We start from the raw sequence: 18,560 nt of genomic DNA on the forward strand, positions 1-18,560 counted from the left end.
ACAGGCGCCCGTGATCCGCGCGGCCGTCCCGGGTGGCGGCCCGGGTGTGTTTGGATGCGGGATGTGCCTTCCCTGAACCTGCCCCCGGCCCTGACCGCCCCGCGCAGCCGCGCCCTGGCCCTGTGCGCGCTGCCGGTGGTGGCGCTGTTCGCGGTGGCCGCGTTCGTGCCGCTGCCCTTCACCCTGGAGCAGCCCGGCGTCACCGCCGACACCCTCGGCGCGTACCAGGGCCACCAGGTGATCACCGTCACCGGGGCGCAGCAGCGCGCCACCACCGGCCAGCTGCGGGCGGTCACCATCACGGCCACCAACCCCGGCTACCGGAACACGTTGTGGGACTCGCTGCGGGCCTGGGCCGACCCGAAGCAGGCCGTCGTGCCCACCGAGGAGGTCTACCCGCAGACCGACCCGGCCAAGGCCCAGGAAGTGACGACCCAGCAGATGACGGAGTCCCAGGACAACGCGGCGCTGGCCGCGCTGGGCTACCTCAAGCTGTCGCCCGAGCAGGTGAAGGTCAGCATCGACCTCGGCGACATCGGCGGCCCGAGCGCGGGCCAGATGCTGGCCCTCGGCATCGTCGACAAGATCGCCGGCGACGGCCGGGGCGGCGACCTGACCGGCGGCCGCACCGTGGCCGGCACCGGCACCGTCGACCCCGACGGGCGGGTCGGCGCGGTCGGCGGCATCCCGCTGAAGACCCAGGCGGCGGCCCGCGACGGGGCCACCGTCTTCCTGCTGCCGCGCAGCGAGTGCGCGCAGGGCAAGGTCAACACCCCCGAGGGCCTGCAACTGGTGCCGGTGGACACCCTGTCCGACTCGATCGCCGCGCTCCAGGCGCTGCGCGACGGCGGCGCCGTCCCGCACTGCTGAACCCGCCCCGACGGCCCGCCCCGACGGCCCGCCCTGACGGTCCGTCGGGAACCGTGCCCGTCGGGAACCGCGCCCGGCCGGGTCTAGAGTCCGAACGCCGCCGTCACCAGGTCCTCGCCGACCCGGGTGCGCAGCTTCCCGGCCACCGCCGTTAACCGGTGCGCCTGGGAGACCGGCAGGGCCACCGCGATCGCCGCGAGGTCGCTGCCCATCACGATCGGCACCGCCGCCCCGACCAGGCCCAGCTCGTACTCCTGGTACTGGGTGATCGGTGCGGCCCGCTGCGGCCCCGGCCCGGGCAGCAGCGGCAGGTGGGCCGGCTCGCGCAGGGTGTACGGGGTGAACGGCACCATCGGGTGGCGCTCCAGGTGGGCCCGGCGCTCCTCGGCGGACATCATCGCCAGCAGGGTCTTGCCGCTGGCGTGGGCGTGCGCGCCGGCCCGGAAGCGCTCCGGGTCGGCGGTCGTGGTGCCGGGCGCGGCTCGGGCGGCGACCAGTTCGACCTCGCCGTCCTTGTACCGGGAGAAGTGCACGGCGGCCTTCAGCTCGTGGGACATCCGGCCGAGCAGCCCGTCCAGCCGGTTCCGCCCGGCCGCCCGGCCGTCCGGGCCGTCGTCGCCCCTCAGCCCGGACACCGCCGGGCCGGTGAGGTAGCGGCCCTCGCGGCGCTCCAGGTACCGGTCGTGCACGAGGGTGCGCAGCAGGTGGTACGTGGTGCCGAGGGCCAGGCCGGTGTCCCGGGCGAGCTGCTTGGCGGTGGCGCCGGACGGGTGCCGGGCGGCGGCCTCCAGCAGTCGCAGGGCGCGCTGCGCGGAGGCGATCAGGGTGGGCGCCTCCGCGCCGCGCCTCATCGCGGCGCCCCGGCGGGGTGAACGGTCCGCCGGCCGCGCCGGCCGCCCCCGCCCCGGCGGCCCTGCGGGTCCCGGGGCGCGGCGGCCGACGGACCCTGAGGGTGGGTGGTCCGCGGGCTCATCGCTGCATTCATTGCGTGCACGAGCCATAGGCATATGCCAAAAATCGCCCGCCGTCACCCGTGGACACGCCAAGCGGCCCGGAACGGCCGGATGTCATGCCCCGGCCGCCGCCCCCGCGGCCTGTTCGACCAGCGGCAGCACCCGGTACGGCACCGGGTTCTCCAGCGCGATCGCGGTGGACGCCCGGACGATCCCGTCGAAGCCCACCACCCGGTCGATCACCCGCTGCAGGTCCGCGTTCGACCGCGCCACGATCCGCACCAGCATGTCGCCGTGCCCGGTGATGGTGTGCAACTCCAGCACCTCCGGCACCGCCGCCAGGTGCGCCCGCACGTCCGCGCCCTGCCCCTGCGAGATCTCCAGGGTCGCGAACGCCGTCACCGGGTAGCCCAGCGCCGCCGGGTCCACCTGCGGCCCGAACCCGCCGATCACCCCGCGCGCCTGCAGCCGGTCCAGCCGGGCCTGCACCGTGCCGCGGGCCACCTGCAGGCGGCGCGAGCACTCCAGCACCCCGATCCGCGGCTCCTCGGCGAGCAGCCGGATCAGCCGTCCGTCCAGTGCGTCGATGGCATCGGGGTGCGGGGGCACGGGCGGCTCCTCGGTGGTGCGGGCGTCGACCGACATTGTGCGGTCGGCACGGCCCGCCCGTCAGCCCCGAACCGCCTCCGGTCAGCCCGGGACGACCTGCACGTTCGGCTCGAAGCCGTTCCAGGTCACGTACACCTGGGAGGCCCGGTCGTCCTTGGTGAAGTCGATCCGCATCCACTGGTCGCCGTGCCAGACCTGCATCGCCCAGCCCGCCTCCGGCGTCGCCGACACCAACTCGGCGTCGTGCGCCCGCAGATCCAGCGCCACCCGGCCGCCCGGCAGGACGTAGCTGTGCACCGACCCGGTCGGACTCGGCGAGCGGCGGGCCGCCGCGGTGCTCCGGGACGGCGACGCCTGGCCCCGGGTCGGAGCCGGGTCCGGATCCGGACCGGGGCGCGGAGCGGCCGAACCGGCCGGCGGGGCGGTGGACGACGACGGCGGCGCGGTCGCCGCGGGCGCGGGTGCGGGCGCTGCGGCCGAGGCCGTCGTCGGCGGCAGCGCCACCGGTTCCTCGAACACCGTGTCGGCGAGCACCGCGTGCACACCGAGCCAGGACAGCGCCACCGCCGCCCCGGTGGCCGCCGTCCAGGCGCCCAGTTGAACCCATCCGCTCCGCATCGCGGGCCATCCTGCCGTACGAAGGTCACGGGCAGGTCAGGGACCCGGTCAACACCCGGCAACCTTGCGGATCACGACTCCCGACGACCCGTCAGCTCCGCCCGGCGGCCCGCCGCAGGGCCACCTCGGCCCCCGAGGTACAGACCAATGGGCCGCCATGCCGTACCGTGCAGCCCCATGGCAACAGTGCTTGTGGTCGAGGACGACCCCTTTGTGCGTTCCGCCCTGATCCGCCATCTGGCCGACTCCGGCCACGCCGTGCGCTCCGTCGGCACCGCCCTGGAGGCGCTCCGCGAAGTCGCCCAGGTCGGCTGCGACCTGGTGATCCTCGATCTGGGACTGCCCGATCTGGACGGCAGCGAGGCGCTCAAGATGATCCGCGGACTGACCAACGTGCCGGTGATCATCTCCACGGCGCGGGACGAGGAGGCGGAGATCGTGCGGCTGCTCAACGACGGCGCCGACGACTACCTGGTGAAACCGTTCTCCGGCGAACACCTCACCGCCCGGATGGCCGCCGTCCTGCGCAGACTCGGCGGCGGCTCCCTGATGGCCCCTCAGATCCTGCGCGTCGGCGGCCTCGCCATCGACCCGCAACGCCGCGAGGCCCTGCTCGACGGGCAGCGCCTCGACCTCACCCGGCGCGAGTTCGACCTGCTGGCCTTCCTCGCCGCCCGGCCCGGCGTGGTCGTCCCCCGCAAGGAGATCCTCGCCGAGGTGTGGCGGCAGACCTACGGCGGCGACCAGACCATCGACGTCCACCTGTCCTGGCTGCGCCGCAAACTCGGCGAGACCGCCTCCAGCCCCCGCTACCTGCACACCGTGCGCGGCGTCGGCGTCCGGCTGGAAGCCCCCTCGGAACCGATCGGGTGCACCACATGAAGCGCCTGCTCCGCTCGCTGCGCTGGGCGATGGTCAAGGCCGCCATCGCCGGCACCGTCATGGTCGCGCTGGCGTTCCTCATCCCGCTCGGCCTGGTCGTCCAGCACACCGCCCGCGACCGGGCCTTCACCACCGCCCAGCGGCAGGCCGCCGCACTCGGACCGGCACTCGCCATCACCACCGACCAGGAAGCCGTCTCCCGCGCCCTCGCCTCCACCGACGCCGGCGCCCAGGACCGCCTCGCCGTCCACCTGCCCGGCGGCCCGACCGTCGGCAACGCCCGCGTCGACCCCGGGCCGCTCACCTCCGACCAGGGCCGCAGCCGGGCCGGCACCGTCCGCACCACCGGCGGCTACGCCCTGCTCCAGCCGTTCGCCGTCGACAACGGACGGACCGCGATGGTCGAGGTGTTCGTCCCCGACGAGGAACTGTCGCGCGGCGTCGGCACCGCCTGGCTGGTGCTCTCCGGCGTCGCGCTCGCCCTGGTCGCCGTCTCCGTCGCGGTCGCCGACCGGATGGGCACCCGGATCATCCGCTCCGCCCGCCGCCTCGCCACCGCCGCGCGCTCGCTCGGCTCCGGCAACCTCACCGTCCGGGTCCCGGTCGAAGGCCCCGAGGCGGCGGGCGCACCCGAAGAGCTCCGCGAAGCCGCCTACGCGTTCAACGCCATGGCCGACCGCGTCGTCCACCTGCTCGCCGCCGAACGGGAACTCGCCGCCGACCTCTCGCACCGGCTCCGCACCCCGCTCACCGTGCTCCGGCTCAACGCCGCCGCACTCGGCGAGGGCGACGCCGCCGACGCCACCCGGCACGCCGTCGCCCAACTCGAACGCGAGGTCGACCAGATCATCCGCACCGCCCGCCGGCACCCCGTGGACGCCCCACCGGTCGTCCTCGGCTGCGACGCCGTCGAAGTGGTCCGCGAACGCGTCGCGTTCTGGTCCGCCCTCGCCGAGGACGAAGGCCGCCCCTGGCAGCTCAACGGAGACGGGGACGCGGCACCCGTGCCCGTCCAGCGCGGCGACCTGGCCGCCGCCGTCGACGCCCTGCTCGGCAACGTCTTCCGGCACACCGCCGTCGGCACCGCCTTCGCCGTCGACCTGACCGCCACCGAGGACGCCGTCACCGTCCTGGTCGGCGACGCCGGCCCGGGCTTCGCCGACCCGGCCCCGGCGATCCGCCGCGGCGCCGGCCACGGCGGCGAAGGCTCCACCGGCCTCGGCCTGGACATCGTCCGCAAACTCGCCGAAGGCACCGGCGGCGACGTCGCCCTCGGCCGCTCCGCCGCCCTCGGCGGCGCCGAGATCGCCGTGCGGCTCAACACCCGCACCCAAGTCGAACTGCCGCGCCAGCAACGGCGCCGCCCCGGCCGACTGATCCGCAAGGACTGACGGACCGACGATGACGACACAGCAGCTGTTACCGCGGGGGCGACAGCTCGGGTGTCGCTCCCCTTCCTTAAGTACTCCCTAGTACGACCTCAGCGGCGGCTGATGCCGCCCCGACCGTGACGTTCCGGTCCGCCGGGTTGGCTAGGGTCGGGCCGCACGCCGTTCCCCACTCGTGGGCCGCAGCCCGTGGGCCGACCCGTCCTGTGGGATTCGTCGCACGGCGTCGCACATCGTCGCCCGTGCTCCGCCCGCCGTCGCTCTCCGTCCGCGGCGGCGGGCCGTCCGCCCGGGCGCGGACCGGCCGCCCGAACCAGCGGCCGCCCCGGGCCCGGGCCGGACCCGGACGGCCACCCTTCCCCGTGGCCGCCGGCAGGCCCCCGGAGGGGAGCCCGGGGCGACCGCGACCGGTGGCGTGGGCGGGGGAGCCGGGACGTCCGCGACCGGTGGCGTGGGCGGGGGAGCCGGGACGTCCGCGACCGGTGGCGTGGGCGGGGGAGCCGGGACGTCCGCGACCGGTGGCGCAAATCGGCAGGTCGGGTAGTGTCGGCTGCTGGCCCAGCGCAGGTCGACGGCGGACGGAGCAACACAGTGACCACGGTGCAAGCGGAACGCGCCACACCCTCCGGCGGGCCCGAAGAGCCGGCCGTTCCCGCCTGGCAGCGCACGCTGACCGCACCCCTCCGCCTGCTCACCGCCATCGCCGCAGCTCTGCGCGCCGCGCCCCGGCGGCCGCTCGCCGTCGCCACGGCGCTCGCCGTGGTCTCCCTGCTCGGCTACGCGGTCGTGCGGCACCTGGCCGGCACCTCGATGGTCGACATGATCGTCTACCGGGCCGAGGGCGCCGCCGTCGCCCACGGCCAGGACCTGTACGCGCTGCGGGTCACCGAGTGGAACCTGCCCGCCACCTACCCGCCGTTCGCCGCCATGCTGTTCGTGCCGACCACCTGGTTCGGCATCCCGTTCCTGCGGATCGCCATCACCGTCGGGAACCTGCTGCTGCTGGCCACCCTCGCCCACCTGTCCTTCAAACTGGTCGGCTGGCCGCGCCGCGAACTGCGGCCGATCGGCGTGGTCCTGATCACCGGACTGGGTGTCTGGCTGGAACCGGTCTTCACCACCCTGCGCTACGGACAGATCAACCTCGCCCTGGCCTGCCTGATCCTCTGGGACCTCACCCGCCCCGACCGCGCCCGCACCAAGGGCCTCGCCATCGGCCTGGCCGCCGGCATCAAGATCACCCCCGGGCTGTTCGCCGTCTACCTGCTGATCACCGGACGGATCCGGGCCGCGATGGTGGCCGGCGCCGCCTTCGTCGGAACCGTCCTGATCGGTGGGCTGGCGCTGCCCGACGCCACCCGCGGCTTCTGGACCGAGTACCTGTTCGACTCCACCCGGGTCGGCAAGACCGTCATCGTCGACAACCAGTCGCTCAGCGGCACCGTCGCCCGCCTGCTGCACACCGAGAACCCCGGACTGCCCGCCACCGCGCTCGCCGCCCTGGTCGCCGTCGGCGGCCTCGCCGTCGCCGTCTGGGCGCACCGCAGCGCCCGCTGGTCGCCCCGGGCCGACGCCTGGAGCGTCTGCTGCGCGCTGGTCACCGCCGTGCTGATCTCCCCGATCAGCTGGACCCACCACTGGGTGTGGTGCGTCCCCATGCTGGTGCTGCTCGCCGCCGAGGCCGCCCACGAACGCTCCCGCCCCGCCGCCGTCCGGCGCCTGCGCTGGCGGATCGTGTTCGGCCTCACCCTGCTCGGCTTCCTCTCCTTCGCGATGTGGATAGTCCCGCACAAGGGCGACCTCGACCTGCACCTGCCGCTGCCCAGCCAGGTGCCTGCCTCCGTCTACCCCCTGCTCGGCCTCTGCTTCCTGGCCGTCGCCGCCCTGCGCGTGCACTCGCGCCGCCGCGCCGCCGGCGCCTCCGTGGTGCACCTGCCCGCCCCCCGCACCGGCCCCGACGGGCTCACTCAGAAGGCCCCCGCGGCCCACTGAGCAGCGGCTCCGGCTCCGGTTCTGGCTCCGGCTCCGGTTCCGGTTCCCGCTCCCGCTCCCGTTCCCGTTCCCGTTTCGGTGGGGCGGGTGGGTGCCGGGGTGGGGCGGAAAGCGCTTGCCGAAGGTGGTTGGAAAACGTTTTCCGGGAGGTGAGGGAAAGCGTTTGCCGAACAGTGACTGGAAAACGCTTTCCGGAGGGGAGTGGAGAACGCTTTCCGGCGTGGACGGCGCTCCGTGCGCCGTGCCTGTACCGGTACCTGCGGCCGCTCCGACCGGGGCTCCGTGCGCCCGGCCCGAGGTGCGTGCCGGGCGCGGCGCGGACGTCCGGTCGGCGGGCGCTCCGGCGGACGTCCCGGCGGCCGGGTGGGGGCGGCCGGTGCCGACGCGGTCCGTCGGGGCGTCGCAGCGAACGTGGCGCGGGCCGTCGTGCGGAACGCCGTCCGGAACGCCGTTCGGGCCGCCGTCACGACGGGTGTCACGCCAGCAGTTCGGCGAGCGAGCCGTCCATGTCCATCGCCTCCAGCTCCGCGCCCGGCGGGACCAGGCGGTGCGCCCGCTCCAGCCACGCCGCCACGGTCGGCAGCGGCGCCTCCAGCAGCGCGTCGCCCGCCGGCGAGCTCAGCGCCATGCACAGCACGCTCCGCCGCCCCGAGCGGGTCGGCCAGATCCGCACGTCGCCCTGACCGCACGGGCGGAACGTTCCCTCCACCAGCAGCTCGCGCGCGAACACCCAGGTGACCGGCGTCCCACTGTCCAGGTGGAAGGTCACGTACACCGCGAACGGGTCGTGGCTCCCGTACGACAGCCGCGCCGGCACCGCGACGCTGCGCTCGGGCGACAGCACCAGGTTCAGCTCCAGCTCCTGCTCCACCACTCCGGTCGACTGTCCGGCCATGGCCGCTCACCCTCTTCGCCTCCGCTGGGCCGCCCATCGGCCCCGCACCTGGAGAGAGGAGGAGTGCCGCGGAGTCTTACACGGGTTTCCGAAGAACTTTTCCGGCGGACTTTCGCAGAACCTTTTCCCTGCCGCCCCGGTTGTTCCGGACGGGACACCCGCCCCGGCTGCCCGGCCCGGCCGGACTCCCAGGACTCGCGCCGTACCACTCGGGTCCATCCCGTTCCACCGGTTCCACGAGTTCCGTCGAACCAGGCGGACCGGGACACTCCAGGTACTACCCTTTGTGACTGCCCGGCGACTCTCCGCCCGCGGCCCTGTTGCGTACGTCCGCACACGCCTGCACGCCGCGGTGCCGGTACGAAGGAAGAGGCAATGACGGACCGGCCCCCCATCGCAGCACCGATGCTCGGCGCGACCGTGCCCGCGGACGCCGGAGCACCCGGCTACTACCCCGACCCCTCGGTACCCGGCTTCGTCCGCTACTGGGCCGGCCACGCCTGGGTCCCCGGCACCAGCCGGGCCGCCCCCGCGCCCGGCGAACAGCTCCACCCCCCGCGCTTCGTCGCCCGGTACCTCAGCCCTCCGCCGTACAGCATTCCGCCCGGCCTCGCCCACACCGCCCCCACCGGCCCGCTGATCGAGACCGGCCCCATCTACCTCGACGAGACCGGTGCCCACACCGCCTTCAACATGCCCGTCCACCCGGACGTGGCCGAGCCGCCGCCCGTGGCCGTCGACGTCCGCCCCCGCACCGGGATGTCGCCCCTGCGCCCGGACGAACCCGCCCCCTGGGCGGTCGCCGGCAGCGGGCTCCAGCCCGTCACCGCTGAGTCCTGGGCCACCGCCGCGGCGCTGCGGCTCGGCCCGCTCCCCGAAGCCGTCGCTGCCGCACCGCAGCGGGTCGGCGGGGGCGGGACAGGTGGCGTCGGTGCTGCCGTTGATGCGGAACGGGAGTCGGCAGAGGGGAAGATCCCGGGGCCCGAGCCCGAGGTGGTGGTGCCGGAGGAGGTCGGGCCGCGTCCGGCGCAGCCGCTCGGCGGCACGCCCTGGCACGGGGGCGCGGCCGCATCCGCATCGGCCGGCCCGGCCGGTACCGGGGTGGGCGGCGACGGTTCGGTCGGGATCTCGGCTGCGCCGGGGCCGCTGTACGAGCCGCGTGCGCCGTTCGAGCCGCGCAAGTCCTTCGAGCCGCGGGAGTCGTTCGCGCCGCGGGAGTCGTTCGCGCCGCGTGCTGCCGGGGCGGTGGCGGCGGAGGAGCAGCGGAGCGCCGAGCCGGCCGCCGGTTCGGCCTGGCGGGCGGATCCCCGGGCGCAGCGCGGGCTGATGGACACCGGGAACGCCGCGCGGCGGGTGTCCTGGGGGGTCGTCGAGTCGGCGTCCGCAGAGTCGGCGTCCGCAGGGTCGGGTCCTGTCGGGGCGGGTCCCGTCGGATCGGGGCCCGTCGAGTCGGTGCCGGGGAAGGCCCCGGCGGGGAAGGCCCCGGCGGGGAAGGGGCCGGCAAGGAGGGCTCCGGCGGGGACGGCCCCGGCGGGTTCGGCTCCGGTCGGCGGGGCGCCGTCGGCCGGGGAGCGGGTGGTTCGGGAGCCCCGGGCGGCGCACGTCACCAGCGAACGGGTGCGGCCGCCGCGCGGGGAGGCGGAGCCCGCTGCCGGGCAGACTGCGGAGCGTGCACCCGCGCGGGTGCGCGGTGGCGGGGAGCCGCGGCGGACGGCCGTGCCCGCGCCCGTTCCGGCGGGTCTCGCCGCGCGGGCGTTCGGATGGCTGGTGGACGCGGCGGTGGCGGCGGTGGTCGGGGCGGCCGTCGGGGTGCCGATGGCCGCCACGGTCTCGGCGCACGTCCAGCAGAAGATCGACCAGGCGCAGCGGGCCGCCCAGTTGACTGGCCGTCAGCACCAGGTGTGGCTGCTCGACCAGGTGGTGCTGGGCCGGCTGGGCGTGGTGGTCGGGGTGTTGCTGCTGTTCGCGCTGCTGTACCAGGTGCTGCCGATCGCCCGGACCGGCCAGACCTTCGGCAAGCGGCTGGCCCGGGTCCGGGTGGTCGTCGCGGGTGGCACCCGGCCGCCGGGCTTCGGACGTTCCCTGCTGCGGTGGCTGGTCGGCGGGCTGGGCACCGCCGTGCTGCTCGGCCTGGTCGCGCCGCTGCTGGACCGCTCCGCCCGGCGCGGCTGGCACGACCGGGCGGCCAGGACGAGGGTGGTGAAGGTGGCGCGGTCGGGGCGGCGGTGAGGGCCCACCCGGAGCGCGGCCGGAGCGCGGCCGGAGCCCAGCCGGAGCCCAGCCGTCGAGTGACGCCGCGTCAGTTTGGCGGCGCGAAGGGGAGGGCAGGCGTGGGCGGAACGGCGCGCGGTCGAAATGCCGTCGAAACGGGCCGAAACGGGGCGAATATCCCAACATCGTAGTAATTGCGGTGTTCTACTCGTGCCATGAGCACCCACGACCCCTCTGGGACCGAGCCGGAGGAGGGCGGCAAGCCTTCCTTCGACAAGCAGCCGCCGTCGGAGGGCAGCCCGTACGACACGCCGCCCGGCTACGGTGGCCAGTACGGTGCGCCACCCGGATCGGGCTCCCCCTACGACAACCGGCCCCCCGGCTACGTCCCCCCGCCGGGCCAGAACCCGCCCCCCGGCGACCCGTACGGTGCGCCCAACGGCGGCCAGTACGGCTCGCCCTACGGCACGCCGGGCCCCGGCCCGGTCCCCGGGATGCCCCCGCTCGGCGGCTGGGGCGCCCGGATCCTCGCCCGCCTGGTCGACTGGATCATGGTGCAGGCGGTCGCCGTCCTGGTGCTGCTGCCGTTCGCCAACTTCGGCAAGCAGGACGGCTGGGTCGGCTCGGCCTGGCTCGGCTACGCGCTCTACCTGGTCTACGAGGGCCTGATGCTCAGCCGGGACGGCCAGACTGTCGGCAAGAAGCTGATGAAGGTCCGCGTCGCGATGCTCGCCGACGGCTCCTCCCCGACTCCCGCCGCCGCCTGGTCCCGCGCCGCCACCTTCGTCGTCCCCGCGCTGATCTGCTGCGGCGGCCTGTGGTGGCCCGTCGACGGCCTGTTCGGGGTCTTCGACAAGCCCTACCGGCAGTGCATCCACGACAAGGCAGCCAAGACGGTGGTGGTCTCCACCGCTTGACGGCCGATCGGCTCGGGTTGGGCCCCGGGCCCGTGGCAGCCATCGACCTGCCGCGGACCCGGGAGTCGGTGCGTCCCGGTCGGCGCCCCGGACGCGGTAGTCGGTGCGTCCTCGCCTTCGGCTACCCGGACCGGTGGGCGTACTCCGGCCGGCGCGCCGCCGGCCTCGGGACGTCCGGGCTGCCCGTCGCGGCCACCGGCGGGCGTCGGCGCGCGGTGAGCAGGACGGCGGACAGCGTCCCCAGTGCGATCGCGAACGCCACCAGGACGGCGACCCGCCACACCCCCGTCTCGCCCGACACGGCCAGCAGGGCCACCGCGGCGGCCACCGCGATCAGGGCACCGGCGGCCACCTGGGCCGGCCCGGGGCGGGCGGCGGCGGACGACCGCACGGCAGAGCGCTGGGCGGCGGAGGGCCGAGCGGTGCCGGGCCGGGCAGCGGACGGCCGGGCAGCGGATGGCCGGGCGGTGGTGGGCCGGGCGGCAGGGGATCGGACGGCACGGGGCGGGGCGGTGGGGCGCGTCATGGTGGTGGACCCTTCGCGCGGGGAAATCCGGACCGGGGAGGGGCGTGGCGTTGAGCGTGGCACTGCACGTGGGTGCTGCACGTTGGCGCTGCATGTTGACGCTGTACCTGAGCGGGGCGCCGGCGGGGCCAGCGGCCTGGTGCGGGTAAGTCCAGCCTAATCGCTGGGAGTTGGGTCATCCCGGGGCACAGGGGGCGCACGGGCTCACAGCGTCGGGACGTACCGTCGTTCTCCGCGCCGCGACCCCGGGCGATAGCGTGCACACGGACAACACCGGGGTGGGTGCCCGCCCCGCGCCACCTGTTTCCGATCCGTCCGGAGTCGCCGTGACCGTCCCCGCCGACTGGCCCACCACCGCGGAAGCCGCCCGCGCCGAACAGGAACGCCTGCGCCCGCTGGTCGTCGCCGAAGGCCCCGAACCCCCGCGCCGCCCCGGCACGTTGATCGCCGGCGTCGACGTCGCCTACGACGACGAGCGGGACGTGGTCGCCGCGGCGGCTGTCCTCCTCGACTACGCGACCCTCGACGTCGTCGAACAGGTCACCGCCGTCGGCCGGGTCGCGTTCCCGTACCTGCCCGGACTGCTCGCGTTCCGCGAACTCCCCGCCGTCCTCGACGCGCTGTCCCGCCTCACCCGCACCCCCGACCTGATCGTCTGCGACGGCTACGGCCTCGCCCACCCCCGCCGCCTCGGCCTCGCCAGCCACCTCGGCGTCCACACCGGCCTGCCGACCCTCGGCATCGCCAAGACGCCCTTCACCTTCACCCACGAACCGCCCGGCGCCCACCGCGGCGACTGGTCCCCGCTCCTCGACGGCTCCGAAACGGTCGGCCGCGCCGTCCGCACCCGCCAGGGCGTCAAACCGGTCTTCCTCTCGGTCGGTCACCGCATCGGTCTACCTGAAGCCACCGCCGTCACCCTCGCACTCACCCCCTCCTACCGCCTCCCCGAAACCACCCGCCGGGCCGACTCCCTCTGCCGCCAGGCCCTCGCCGCCACCGCCCCCACTCCCTGACCTGACCCGCCGTCACCAGGGGGCGTTTTGACGGACCGTTCCATGTGTTAGACATATGGGTTGGAGCCAACTTTTCATCGGGCCCCAGGCGGTCGAGCGGGCAGTCCAGCGGGCAGCAGGTACGGGGGAGGTACGAAAACATGAGCACAGGCGGCAAGGGCTACCAGGTAGAGGTCGAGAGCCTGCGCGCGTTCGCGGCGCAAGTCCGTGGACTGCTCAAGGAGTTCGAAGACGGCGCAGGCGGCGCCAAGGTCCACGGCCAGACCGGCCTGGCGGGAACGGCCTTCGGCACGTTCCCGGAGGCGGAGGCGTTGCATGCGAAGTACGCGGAGATGCGGGATTCGCTGAAGCTGGTACTTGACCAGATTCAGCAGTCGATCGACGAGGCGCAGCAGAACGCTGACCGCACTGCAACGAACTACGAGGAGCAGGAGCACGACGCCAGCAAGCACCTGAGGCTGGCGAGTGACGGGTGGTCCACGGTCGGCCCCACCTCCGGGACCTCCAACCCGCGGACGGCAACGGCTGCCCCTCAGGCGAAGCCGCCGACGAGCAACGTCTCGCCGGCTGGCAGCGGGGAACCGAGGCCCCAGTGGTGACCGTCGTCAAAGCAGGGGAACAGGGCGACAGCCGAGGCACTGTCCGGCGTGAGGGGAGCCGATCGTGACCGACATGACCAACTTCTACTCCTACAGCCATGGCCAGATGCGCGACATGGTCCAGTCAATGGACTCCGGCTCGGTCATGGCAGCGGCCGACCCGTGGCGTCGCGCCACGAACACCCTCAAGCAGATCCGGACCGCGCTGAACACGGCTGCGGCGGACGCCAGCGACTCCTGGCAGGGTGACACCAGTAACGCGTTCTACTCGCGCATGACCACGCTCGCCAACAACGTCAACAACGTTGCCGCGTACGCGAATGACGCTGCGGGCGCGCTGGAGATGATGTCCGAGGCCATCGACAAGGCCAAGCGGGACATGCCCGAAGAGCCGGGGCTGTTGGACAAGGTGGGCGACGCGATCAGCGACACGGCCCAGCAGTCCGTCGGCATTGACAACGAGGAGACCCGCACCTCTGTCGCGGATTCGCGCAAGCAGGAAGCGGTCACGGTGATGCAGACGCTGGCGGCGAGCTACCGCGCCACCACCAGCTATCTGAAGCCGCCGCCGAACCGTGGCATCGATGAGGTGAAGGAGTTGCCGCCGCCGGACAATGGCGGCACCTCTGCCCTTGGTGCGCTGATCATGGGCATCGGAGCTGGAGTCGCCGCTCCGAACAGTGGCGGATCGACGGGTTCCTCCGGGTCGCGTGTTTCCGGCCAGGCCCCGGTGAGCAGCCGTACGCCCCAGGCCCCGAAGTTGCAGCCGGTGGTCGTGCGTCCGACTGACGCCGGCATCTCGGGCGGAACCGCCAACCCGGCCCCGCAGCCGAAGGGCCCGGGGACTGGCATCGACGGGATCCAGGGCGGAAACGGTGGTCTTCGCGGCGGTACCGGGACGATCGGTGGAACCGCCGGAACCGGCGGGGTGCACGGCCCGTCCGGTACCACTGGCCTCGGGCCGGCCGGAGGCACCGGCGGCAATCTGATCGGCCGCGGTGAAGGCGGACTGCTCGGAGGTGGCTCCGGTATCGGAGGCAGCCGCGCCGGGTTCAGTGGCAACAGCGTGTCGAAGGCAGGCACGTTCGGCGCTGGAGGCCTGGGAGGCAGTGGAGGCCTCGGTGGCGGTGCTGGCGCAGGCGCTGCTGGTGGTGGCGGTGCGGGTGGTGCCGGCGGCATCGGCGCGCGTTCCGGTGGCGGACTGACCGGCAAGGCCGGCGGCGTGATCGGCGAGGCGACCCACTCCACCTCCGGTGGACGTGCGTTCACCGAAGGCGGGTCGGGCATCGGCCGCAACCGCTTCGGCCAGGGCGGCGCGGGCGGCCAGGCCGGCGGCCCGGGTCAGGCCGGTGCCGGCCAGGGCGGCGGCATGGGCGGGCACGGCCAGGCCGGCAAGAAGGACAAGAAGCGGGGCAAGGACCGCCCGGACTATCTCGTCGAGGACGAGGAAACCTGGGCATCCGGCGATCCGGTGAACCCGAACGTGGTGGAATGACGTTCGGCCAGTAGAACAGTCGAAGACGACCGGCCGTCCCGCAGATCCGATGGTCTGCGGGGCGGCCGCTTCAACGAGTGGGGTGACGAGGCTTGACGACCAGCCGATCCGTGCGCGGTCTGGCCGCGCTCGCTGCGGGAGCCCTGGTGTGGGGTGTCGGCGCCGGGCCCGCGGCGGCGGACGAGATCCGCAACGGGCAGTGGGCGCTGAAGAACTACCGTGCAGCTGAGAAGGTCTGGCCGATAAGCGAGGGTGACGGTGTGGTAGTCGCCGTCATCGACAGCGGTGTCGGCTCGCACCCCGACCTGGTCGGCCAGGTCCTCCCCGGCACGGACTTCACAAATCCTGGTGGCGACGGGCGCAGCGACAGCGATGGCCACGGAACTGGCATGGCCAGCGTCATCGCGGGCCGCGGGCACGGCGACGACGCGGGCATCATGGGCCTCGCACCCAAAGCCAAGATCCTCCCCGTGAAGATCCACGTCTCGACCGGCCTGGACCTCGAGGCCGGCAGCGAGGCAGAGATCGGCCAGGCGATTCGCTACGCGGTCGACCATGGTGCCAAGGTCATCAACATGTCCTTCATTGGCGGCAGCAAGTTCGACGACGGTTACCAGGACGCCATCAACTATGCAGTCCAGAAGGATGTCGTCCTCGTCGCGGGTTCCGGAAACGATCCCAGTCTGAAGATCAGGTACCCGGCGGCCTTCCCCGGGGTGGTCGTGGCGACGGCGGTCGAGGAGAACGGCGATCTGTGGCCGAAGTCGACCACAGGCCCCGAGGTGACGCTCGCCGCTCCGGGTGCCAACATCTACCGGGCGAACGGGAAGCAGGGCTACGGCACAGCGAACGGCACATCCGATGCCGCTGCATTCGTTTCGGCGACGGCGGCGTTGGTGCGGTCGAAGTACCCGAACCTGTCGGCGGGACAGGTCATCAACCGGATGATCAAGAGCGCTGCGAAGCCGCCGGGCAAGGGGACGTTCCCGAACAATCAGTACGGCTACGGCATCGCATCCCCCTCCGGCTCTCTGGCCGCCAACCCCGAGGTGGACAACGGACCCAAGGAGAACCCGCTGCTCCACCGCGCAGGTTCGTCGTCAGCGGCTCCCAGTGCGGGTGCCTCCACCCCCGCGAAGCCCCCCGCGGGTGGTGGGGACGCCGCCTCCCCGCAGGCGAGTGGTGACTCCAAGGGCAGCAGCGGGATGCTGTTGGCGGTCGGCGGTGCCGTCGTCGGTCTCATCGTCATCGTGGTGATCGTGCTGCTTGTGCGCCGTTCCAAGAACGGCAACGGCGGTGGCTCTGGGGGGCCGGGCGGGTCCGGTGGGCCCGGGGGTGGGCCGGGTTATGGGTATCCGCCGCCGCAGCCCGGAGGCTATGGGCAGCAGGCGGGGCAGCAGGGTTATCCGGCGCAGCCGCCGTATCCGCAGCAGCAGGCGCCGTATCCGCCGCAGCAGCCGCCGGGTGGGGGGAATCCCTACCAGCGCTGAGTGGGCCCTGGTTGACGGCCCTCTCCCGAACGGGTGTGAAACCGTTCGGGAGGGGGCCGTTGGCGTCTTTCGGGTGGGGGACACGCTCACGGACGGCGGTAGGTGTTCGGCGGGGTGGGGTGCGCTCGGGTAGGAGATGACGGGAGTTCGGTTGTCGGATGCCCGGAGGTGGTTGCTGTGGTGCGGTGGACGAAGCTCGCGGTGGTGGGGATGGTCGCGGCGGTGACGGTGGGTGTCGCGGGGGCGGGTGTGGCCTCCGCGGAGGGGGTGCAGAACGCGCAGCAGGCGAAGGTGTGTTCGAAGATCTTGGGGCTGGTGTTCCAGGGTCTGGTGCCCACCGAGACGGTGTGCGAGGTGCACCAGGCGGGGTAGGCGGGCCGGGCCGTCTAGGCTCGTGGGCATGAGCCTGACGGAGTGTTACTCGTGTGCGCGCGAAGCGGAGTTCGGGGCGTTGCCGCGCTATCAGCGGATCGTGGTGGACGAGCACTGGCGGGTCGTGCACGCGGTGGACTGCGCGCTGCCGGGGTGGCTGGTGCTGTTGCCCCGGCGGCACGTGGAGTCGATGGCGGAGCTGACCGCTGCCGAGGCGGCGTCGCTGGGTGGGTGGCTGGTGCGGCTCGCCCGGGCGGTGGAGGCGGTGACGGGCTGCGCGAAGGCGTACGTGGCGCAGTTCGGGGAGGCGGAGGGGTTCGCCCACCTGCACTTCCATGTGGTGCCGCGCGGAGCGGAGTTGGACGTGGAGCTGCGCGGTCCGCGGGTGTTCGGCCTGTTGCGGGCCGGGGATCGGGCCGTGCCGGAGGACCGGATGGACGAGATCGGCCTCCGCGTCGCCGCCGCGCTGGAGACCGGCCTCGTCACCGACCCCGCGACGACGCGCTGAGGCCGGTCACCGACGATGCGGAGCTGTCGGCGTCGTGGCGTCGTGCTGAGGCCGGTCACCGACGATGCGGAGCTGTCGGCGGCACGCCGAGGCCCCCGCGTCGGCAGCAGCAGCCTGGGACCGGGCATCCCAACCAGGTCAACTCGCGCTGGTCCAGGGCGCCTTGTTCATCAGGGCCTTGACGTTGGCGACGTACGACGGGTTCGGGATGACGGATTCGCCGATCTGTGCGCCGGTGGCGGGGTCGGTGGTGAGGTTGTAGTGGACGTTGCCCGCGCCGGCGTTGTAGGCGGCGATGACGAGGTCGAGCAGCGGGGTCTTGCCGCTGGCCGGGTCGGGGGAGAGGTCGTAGTCGCCGCCGAAGCAGGAGTCGCCGTAGTAGGCGACCAGCCAGTCCAGGTACTCGGTGCCGAGTTGGACGTTGCCGGCGAGGGTGTGCGGGTCGGCGGTGTTGTTGTACTTGGCGTTCATGGTGGCGACGGTGCCGGGCATGACCTGCATGGTGCCGATGCCGCCGTCGCAGGCGAGGATCGCCGACTGCCAGCCGCTCTCCTGCCAGGCGATCGCCTTGACCAGGGCGGTCGGCAGCGGCGGGAGGGTGTCGGTGGTGCGGCCGCCGGACGGCGAACCGAGCGTGAAGGTACGGGACTTGGCCGCGGCGGCGGTGAGCGCGTCGCCGACGGCGGACTTGGGCTCGTTGGTACCGGTGTAGGACGGCTTGCAGGAACTCTGCAACGGCGGGGTGTGCGGCGGGACGGCCGGCGGCGGGGGCGCGACCGGTCCGGCCTTGGCGACGGGGGCGGGGGCCGCGGACGGCGGACGGCTCGCGGTGCGGGTGGGGGTGGCGCTGCGCGAGGGCTTCGAGGTGGCCGAGGCGCTGGGTGAGGCCGAGGCCGACGGCGCGGCGGACGCGGGGGCCGACCCGGACGGCGAGGCGGCGGCCGTCGGGCCGGTCGAGGGCTCGGCCGTGGCGGTGGTGTCGGTGCGGTGGCCGCCCGCCGACGTGGACTTCTTGGCGCAGCCGGCGACCGGGGCCAGGACGGCGGCGGCCGACAGTAGGCAGAGTGCGGCGCGCAGCGGAGTGCGAACAGTCATCAAATCCCCCCGTATGTGTACGAGCGACCCGGTCCGCGCAAGGCGACCGGCCCGCGAGTCGGGACGCATGCTACGCCCCCGCCGAAGCCGTGCGGGCGGCGGGCCGTCGGCTGCGGCCGTCGGC

Annotated in this window: 18 protein-coding genes; 12 read left to right on the forward strand and 6 right to left on the reverse strand. The window is 73.8% G+C overall.

Going from position 1 to position 18,560, the window contains the following annotated elements:
- Positions 1 to 54 precede the first annotated feature (54 nt).
- On the forward strand, positions 55 to 870 hold the full coding sequence (locus tag ACFV1L_RS02865; RefSeq protein ID WP_380362280.1) for a S16 family serine protease: 816 nt from the start codon (positions 55 to 57) through the stop codon (positions 868 to 870).
- An 83-nt stretch (positions 871 to 953) separates the two neighbouring features.
- Here the strand turns inward: ACFV1L_RS02865 and ACFV1L_RS02870 are convergent, their stop codons facing one another.
- The 3 genes from ACFV1L_RS02870 to ACFV1L_RS02880 all read right to left on the reverse strand — a co-directional run bounded on the left by ACFV1L_RS02870 (position 954) and on the right by ACFV1L_RS02880 (position 3,050).
- Complete coding sequence (locus ACFV1L_RS02870) at positions 954 to 1,721, reverse strand: IclR family transcriptional regulator (RefSeq protein ID WP_380362282.1); 768 nt, start codon at positions 1,719 to 1,721, stop codon at positions 954 to 956.
- Positions 1,722 to 1,937: 216 nt separating this feature from the next.
- A complete protein-coding gene (locus ACFV1L_RS02875; RefSeq protein WP_051653065.1) occupies positions 1,938 to 2,468 on the reverse strand; it encodes an Lrp/AsnC family transcriptional regulator in 531 nt (176 codons plus the stop codon).
- A gap of 45 nt (positions 2,469 to 2,513) precedes the next feature.
- Positions 2,514 to 3,050: a hypothetical protein gene (locus ACFV1L_RS02880; RefSeq protein ID WP_380362284.1), complete on the reverse strand. Its 537-nt coding sequence runs from the start codon at positions 3,048 to 3,050 to the stop codon at positions 2,514 to 2,516.
- Between the two features lie 177 nt (positions 3,051 to 3,227).
- Between ACFV1L_RS02880 and ACFV1L_RS02885 the strand changes: the two genes are divergently transcribed.
- The 3 genes from ACFV1L_RS02885 to ACFV1L_RS02895 all read left to right on the forward strand — a co-directional run bounded on the left by ACFV1L_RS02885 (position 3,228) and on the right by ACFV1L_RS02895 (position 7,312).
- Positions 3,228 to 3,932, forward strand: a complete 705-nt coding sequence (locus ACFV1L_RS02885; RefSeq protein WP_380362286.1) for a response regulator transcription factor — start codon at positions 3,228 to 3,230, stop codon at positions 3,930 to 3,932.
- Positions 3,933 to 3,949: 17 nt separating this feature from the next.
- Positions 3,950 to 5,323, forward strand: coding sequence for a sensor histidine kinase (locus ACFV1L_RS02890; RefSeq protein WP_380362509.1), 1,374 nt, complete (start codon positions 3,950 to 3,952; stop codon positions 5,321 to 5,323).
- A gap of 588 nt (positions 5,324 to 5,911) precedes the next feature.
- Complete coding sequence (locus tag ACFV1L_RS02895) at positions 5,912 to 7,312, forward strand: glycosyltransferase 87 family protein (RefSeq protein ID WP_380362287.1); 1,401 nt, start codon at positions 5,912 to 5,914, stop codon at positions 7,310 to 7,312.
- A 475-nt stretch (positions 7,313 to 7,787) separates the two neighbouring features.
- On the opposite strand, the gene ACFV1L_RS02900 is transcribed toward ACFV1L_RS02895, so the two are convergent.
- Positions 7,788 to 8,207, reverse strand: a complete 420-nt coding sequence (locus ACFV1L_RS02900) for an SsgA family sporulation/cell division regulator (RefSeq protein WP_380362288.1) — start codon at positions 8,205 to 8,207, stop codon at positions 7,788 to 7,790.
- A 375-nt stretch (positions 8,208 to 8,582) separates the two neighbouring features.
- Between ACFV1L_RS02900 and ACFV1L_RS02905 the strand changes: the two genes are divergently transcribed.
- Positions 8,583 to 10,436 (forward strand): RDD family protein, encoded by a 1,854-nt coding sequence (locus ACFV1L_RS02905; RefSeq protein WP_380362290.1) that lies wholly within the window; start codon positions 8,583 to 8,585, stop codon positions 10,434 to 10,436.
- Positions 10,437 to 10,633: 197 nt separating this feature from the next.
- Positions 10,634 to 11,335, forward strand: a complete 702-nt coding sequence (locus ACFV1L_RS02910; RefSeq protein WP_380362292.1) for an RDD family protein — start codon at positions 10,634 to 10,636, stop codon at positions 11,333 to 11,335.
- 121 nt (positions 11,336 to 11,456) lie between these two features.
- On the opposite strand, the gene ACFV1L_RS02915 is transcribed toward ACFV1L_RS02910, so the two are convergent.
- Entirely contained in the window at positions 11,457 to 11,726 is a 270-nt protein-coding gene (locus ACFV1L_RS02915) for a hypothetical protein (RefSeq protein ID WP_380362294.1), read from the reverse strand.
- A gap of 461 nt (positions 11,727 to 12,187) precedes the next feature.
- On the opposite strand from ACFV1L_RS02915, the gene ACFV1L_RS02920 reads away from it, so the two are divergent.
- The 6 genes from ACFV1L_RS02920 to ACFV1L_RS02945 all read left to right on the forward strand — a co-directional run bounded on the left by ACFV1L_RS02920 (position 12,188) and on the right by ACFV1L_RS02945 (position 17,341).
- Positions 12,188 to 12,877, forward strand: coding sequence for an endonuclease V (locus ACFV1L_RS02920; protein WP_380362296.1), 690 nt, complete (start codon positions 12,188 to 12,190; stop codon positions 12,875 to 12,877).
- A gap of 140 nt (positions 12,878 to 13,017) precedes the next feature.
- Positions 13,018 to 13,476, forward strand: a complete 459-nt coding sequence (locus ACFV1L_RS02925; protein ID WP_380362298.1) for a hypothetical protein — start codon at positions 13,018 to 13,020, stop codon at positions 13,474 to 13,476.
- A 64-nt stretch (positions 13,477 to 13,540) separates the two neighbouring features.
- Positions 13,541 to 14,971 (forward strand): WXG100 family type VII secretion target, encoded by a 1,431-nt coding sequence (locus ACFV1L_RS02930; RefSeq protein WP_380362300.1) that lies wholly within the window; start codon positions 13,541 to 13,543, stop codon positions 14,969 to 14,971.
- A 92-nt stretch (positions 14,972 to 15,063) separates the two neighbouring features.
- Positions 15,064 to 16,461, forward strand: a complete 1,398-nt coding sequence (locus ACFV1L_RS02935; RefSeq protein WP_380362302.1) for a S8 family serine peptidase — start codon at positions 15,064 to 15,066, stop codon at positions 16,459 to 16,461.
- A 177-nt stretch (positions 16,462 to 16,638) separates the two neighbouring features.
- The gene (locus ACFV1L_RS02940) at positions 16,639 to 16,833 is read left to right on the forward strand and encodes a hypothetical protein (RefSeq protein ID WP_380362304.1); all 195 of its coding nucleotides are present in this window, start codon (positions 16,639 to 16,641) and stop codon (positions 16,831 to 16,833) included.
- 28 nt (positions 16,834 to 16,861) lie between these two features.
- On the forward strand, positions 16,862 to 17,341 hold the full coding sequence (locus tag ACFV1L_RS02945; RefSeq protein ID WP_380362305.1) for an HIT family protein: 480 nt from the start codon (positions 16,862 to 16,864) through the stop codon (positions 17,339 to 17,341).
- 138 nt (positions 17,342 to 17,479) lie between these two features.
- Here ACFV1L_RS02945 and ACFV1L_RS02950 read toward each other — a convergent pair whose 3' ends face one another.
- On the reverse strand, positions 17,480 to 18,436 hold the full coding sequence (locus ACFV1L_RS02950; RefSeq protein WP_380362307.1) for a lytic transglycosylase domain-containing protein: 957 nt from the start codon (positions 18,434 to 18,436) through the stop codon (positions 17,480 to 17,482).
- Positions 18,437 to 18,560: the final 124 nt, after the last annotated feature.

The organism is Kitasatospora sp. NPDC059646 (assembly GCF_042734615.1).
Lineage (GTDB): Bacteria > Actinomycetota > Actinomycetes > Streptomycetales > Streptomycetaceae > Kitasatospora.

Coding starts and splice junctions, on each gene's coding strand:
- ACFV1L_RS02950 (WP_380362307.1), bottom strand. CDS start 18,436: ATGACTGTTCGCACTCCGCTGCGCGCCGCACTCTGCCTACTGTCGGCC.
- ACFV1L_RS02900 (WP_380362288.1), bottom strand. CDS start 8,207: ATGGCCGGACAGTCGACCGGAGTGGTGGAGCAGGAGCTGGAGCTGAAC.
- ACFV1L_RS02885 (WP_380362286.1), top strand. CDS start 3,228: ATGGCAACAGTGCTTGTGGTCGAGGACGACCCCTTTGTGCGTTCCGCC.
- ACFV1L_RS02905 (WP_380362290.1), top strand. CDS start 8,583: ATGACGGACCGGCCCCCCATCGCAGCACCGATGCTCGGCGCGACCGTG.
- ACFV1L_RS02875 (WP_051653065.1), bottom strand. CDS start 2,468: ATGTCGGTCGACGCCCGCACCACCGAGGAGCCGCCCGTGCCCCCGCAC.
- ACFV1L_RS02910 (WP_380362292.1), top strand. CDS start 10,634: ATGAGCACCCACGACCCCTCTGGGACCGAGCCGGAGGAGGGCGGCAAG.
- ACFV1L_RS02945 (WP_380362305.1), top strand. CDS start 16,862: ATGAGCCTGACGGAGTGTTACTCGTGTGCGCGCGAAGCGGAGTTCGGG.
- ACFV1L_RS02880 (WP_380362284.1), bottom strand. CDS start 3,050: ATGCGGAGCGGATGGGTTCAACTGGGCGCCTGGACGGCGGCCACCGGG.
- ACFV1L_RS02925 (WP_380362298.1), top strand. CDS start 13,018: ATGAGCACAGGCGGCAAGGGCTACCAGGTAGAGGTCGAGAGCCTGCGC.
- ACFV1L_RS02865 (WP_380362280.1), top strand. CDS start 55: ATGCGGGATGTGCCTTCCCTGAACCTGCCCCCGGCCCTGACCGCCCCG.
- ACFV1L_RS02870 (WP_380362282.1), bottom strand. CDS start 1,721: ATGAGGCGCGGCGCGGAGGCGCCCACCCTGATCGCCTCCGCGCAGCGC.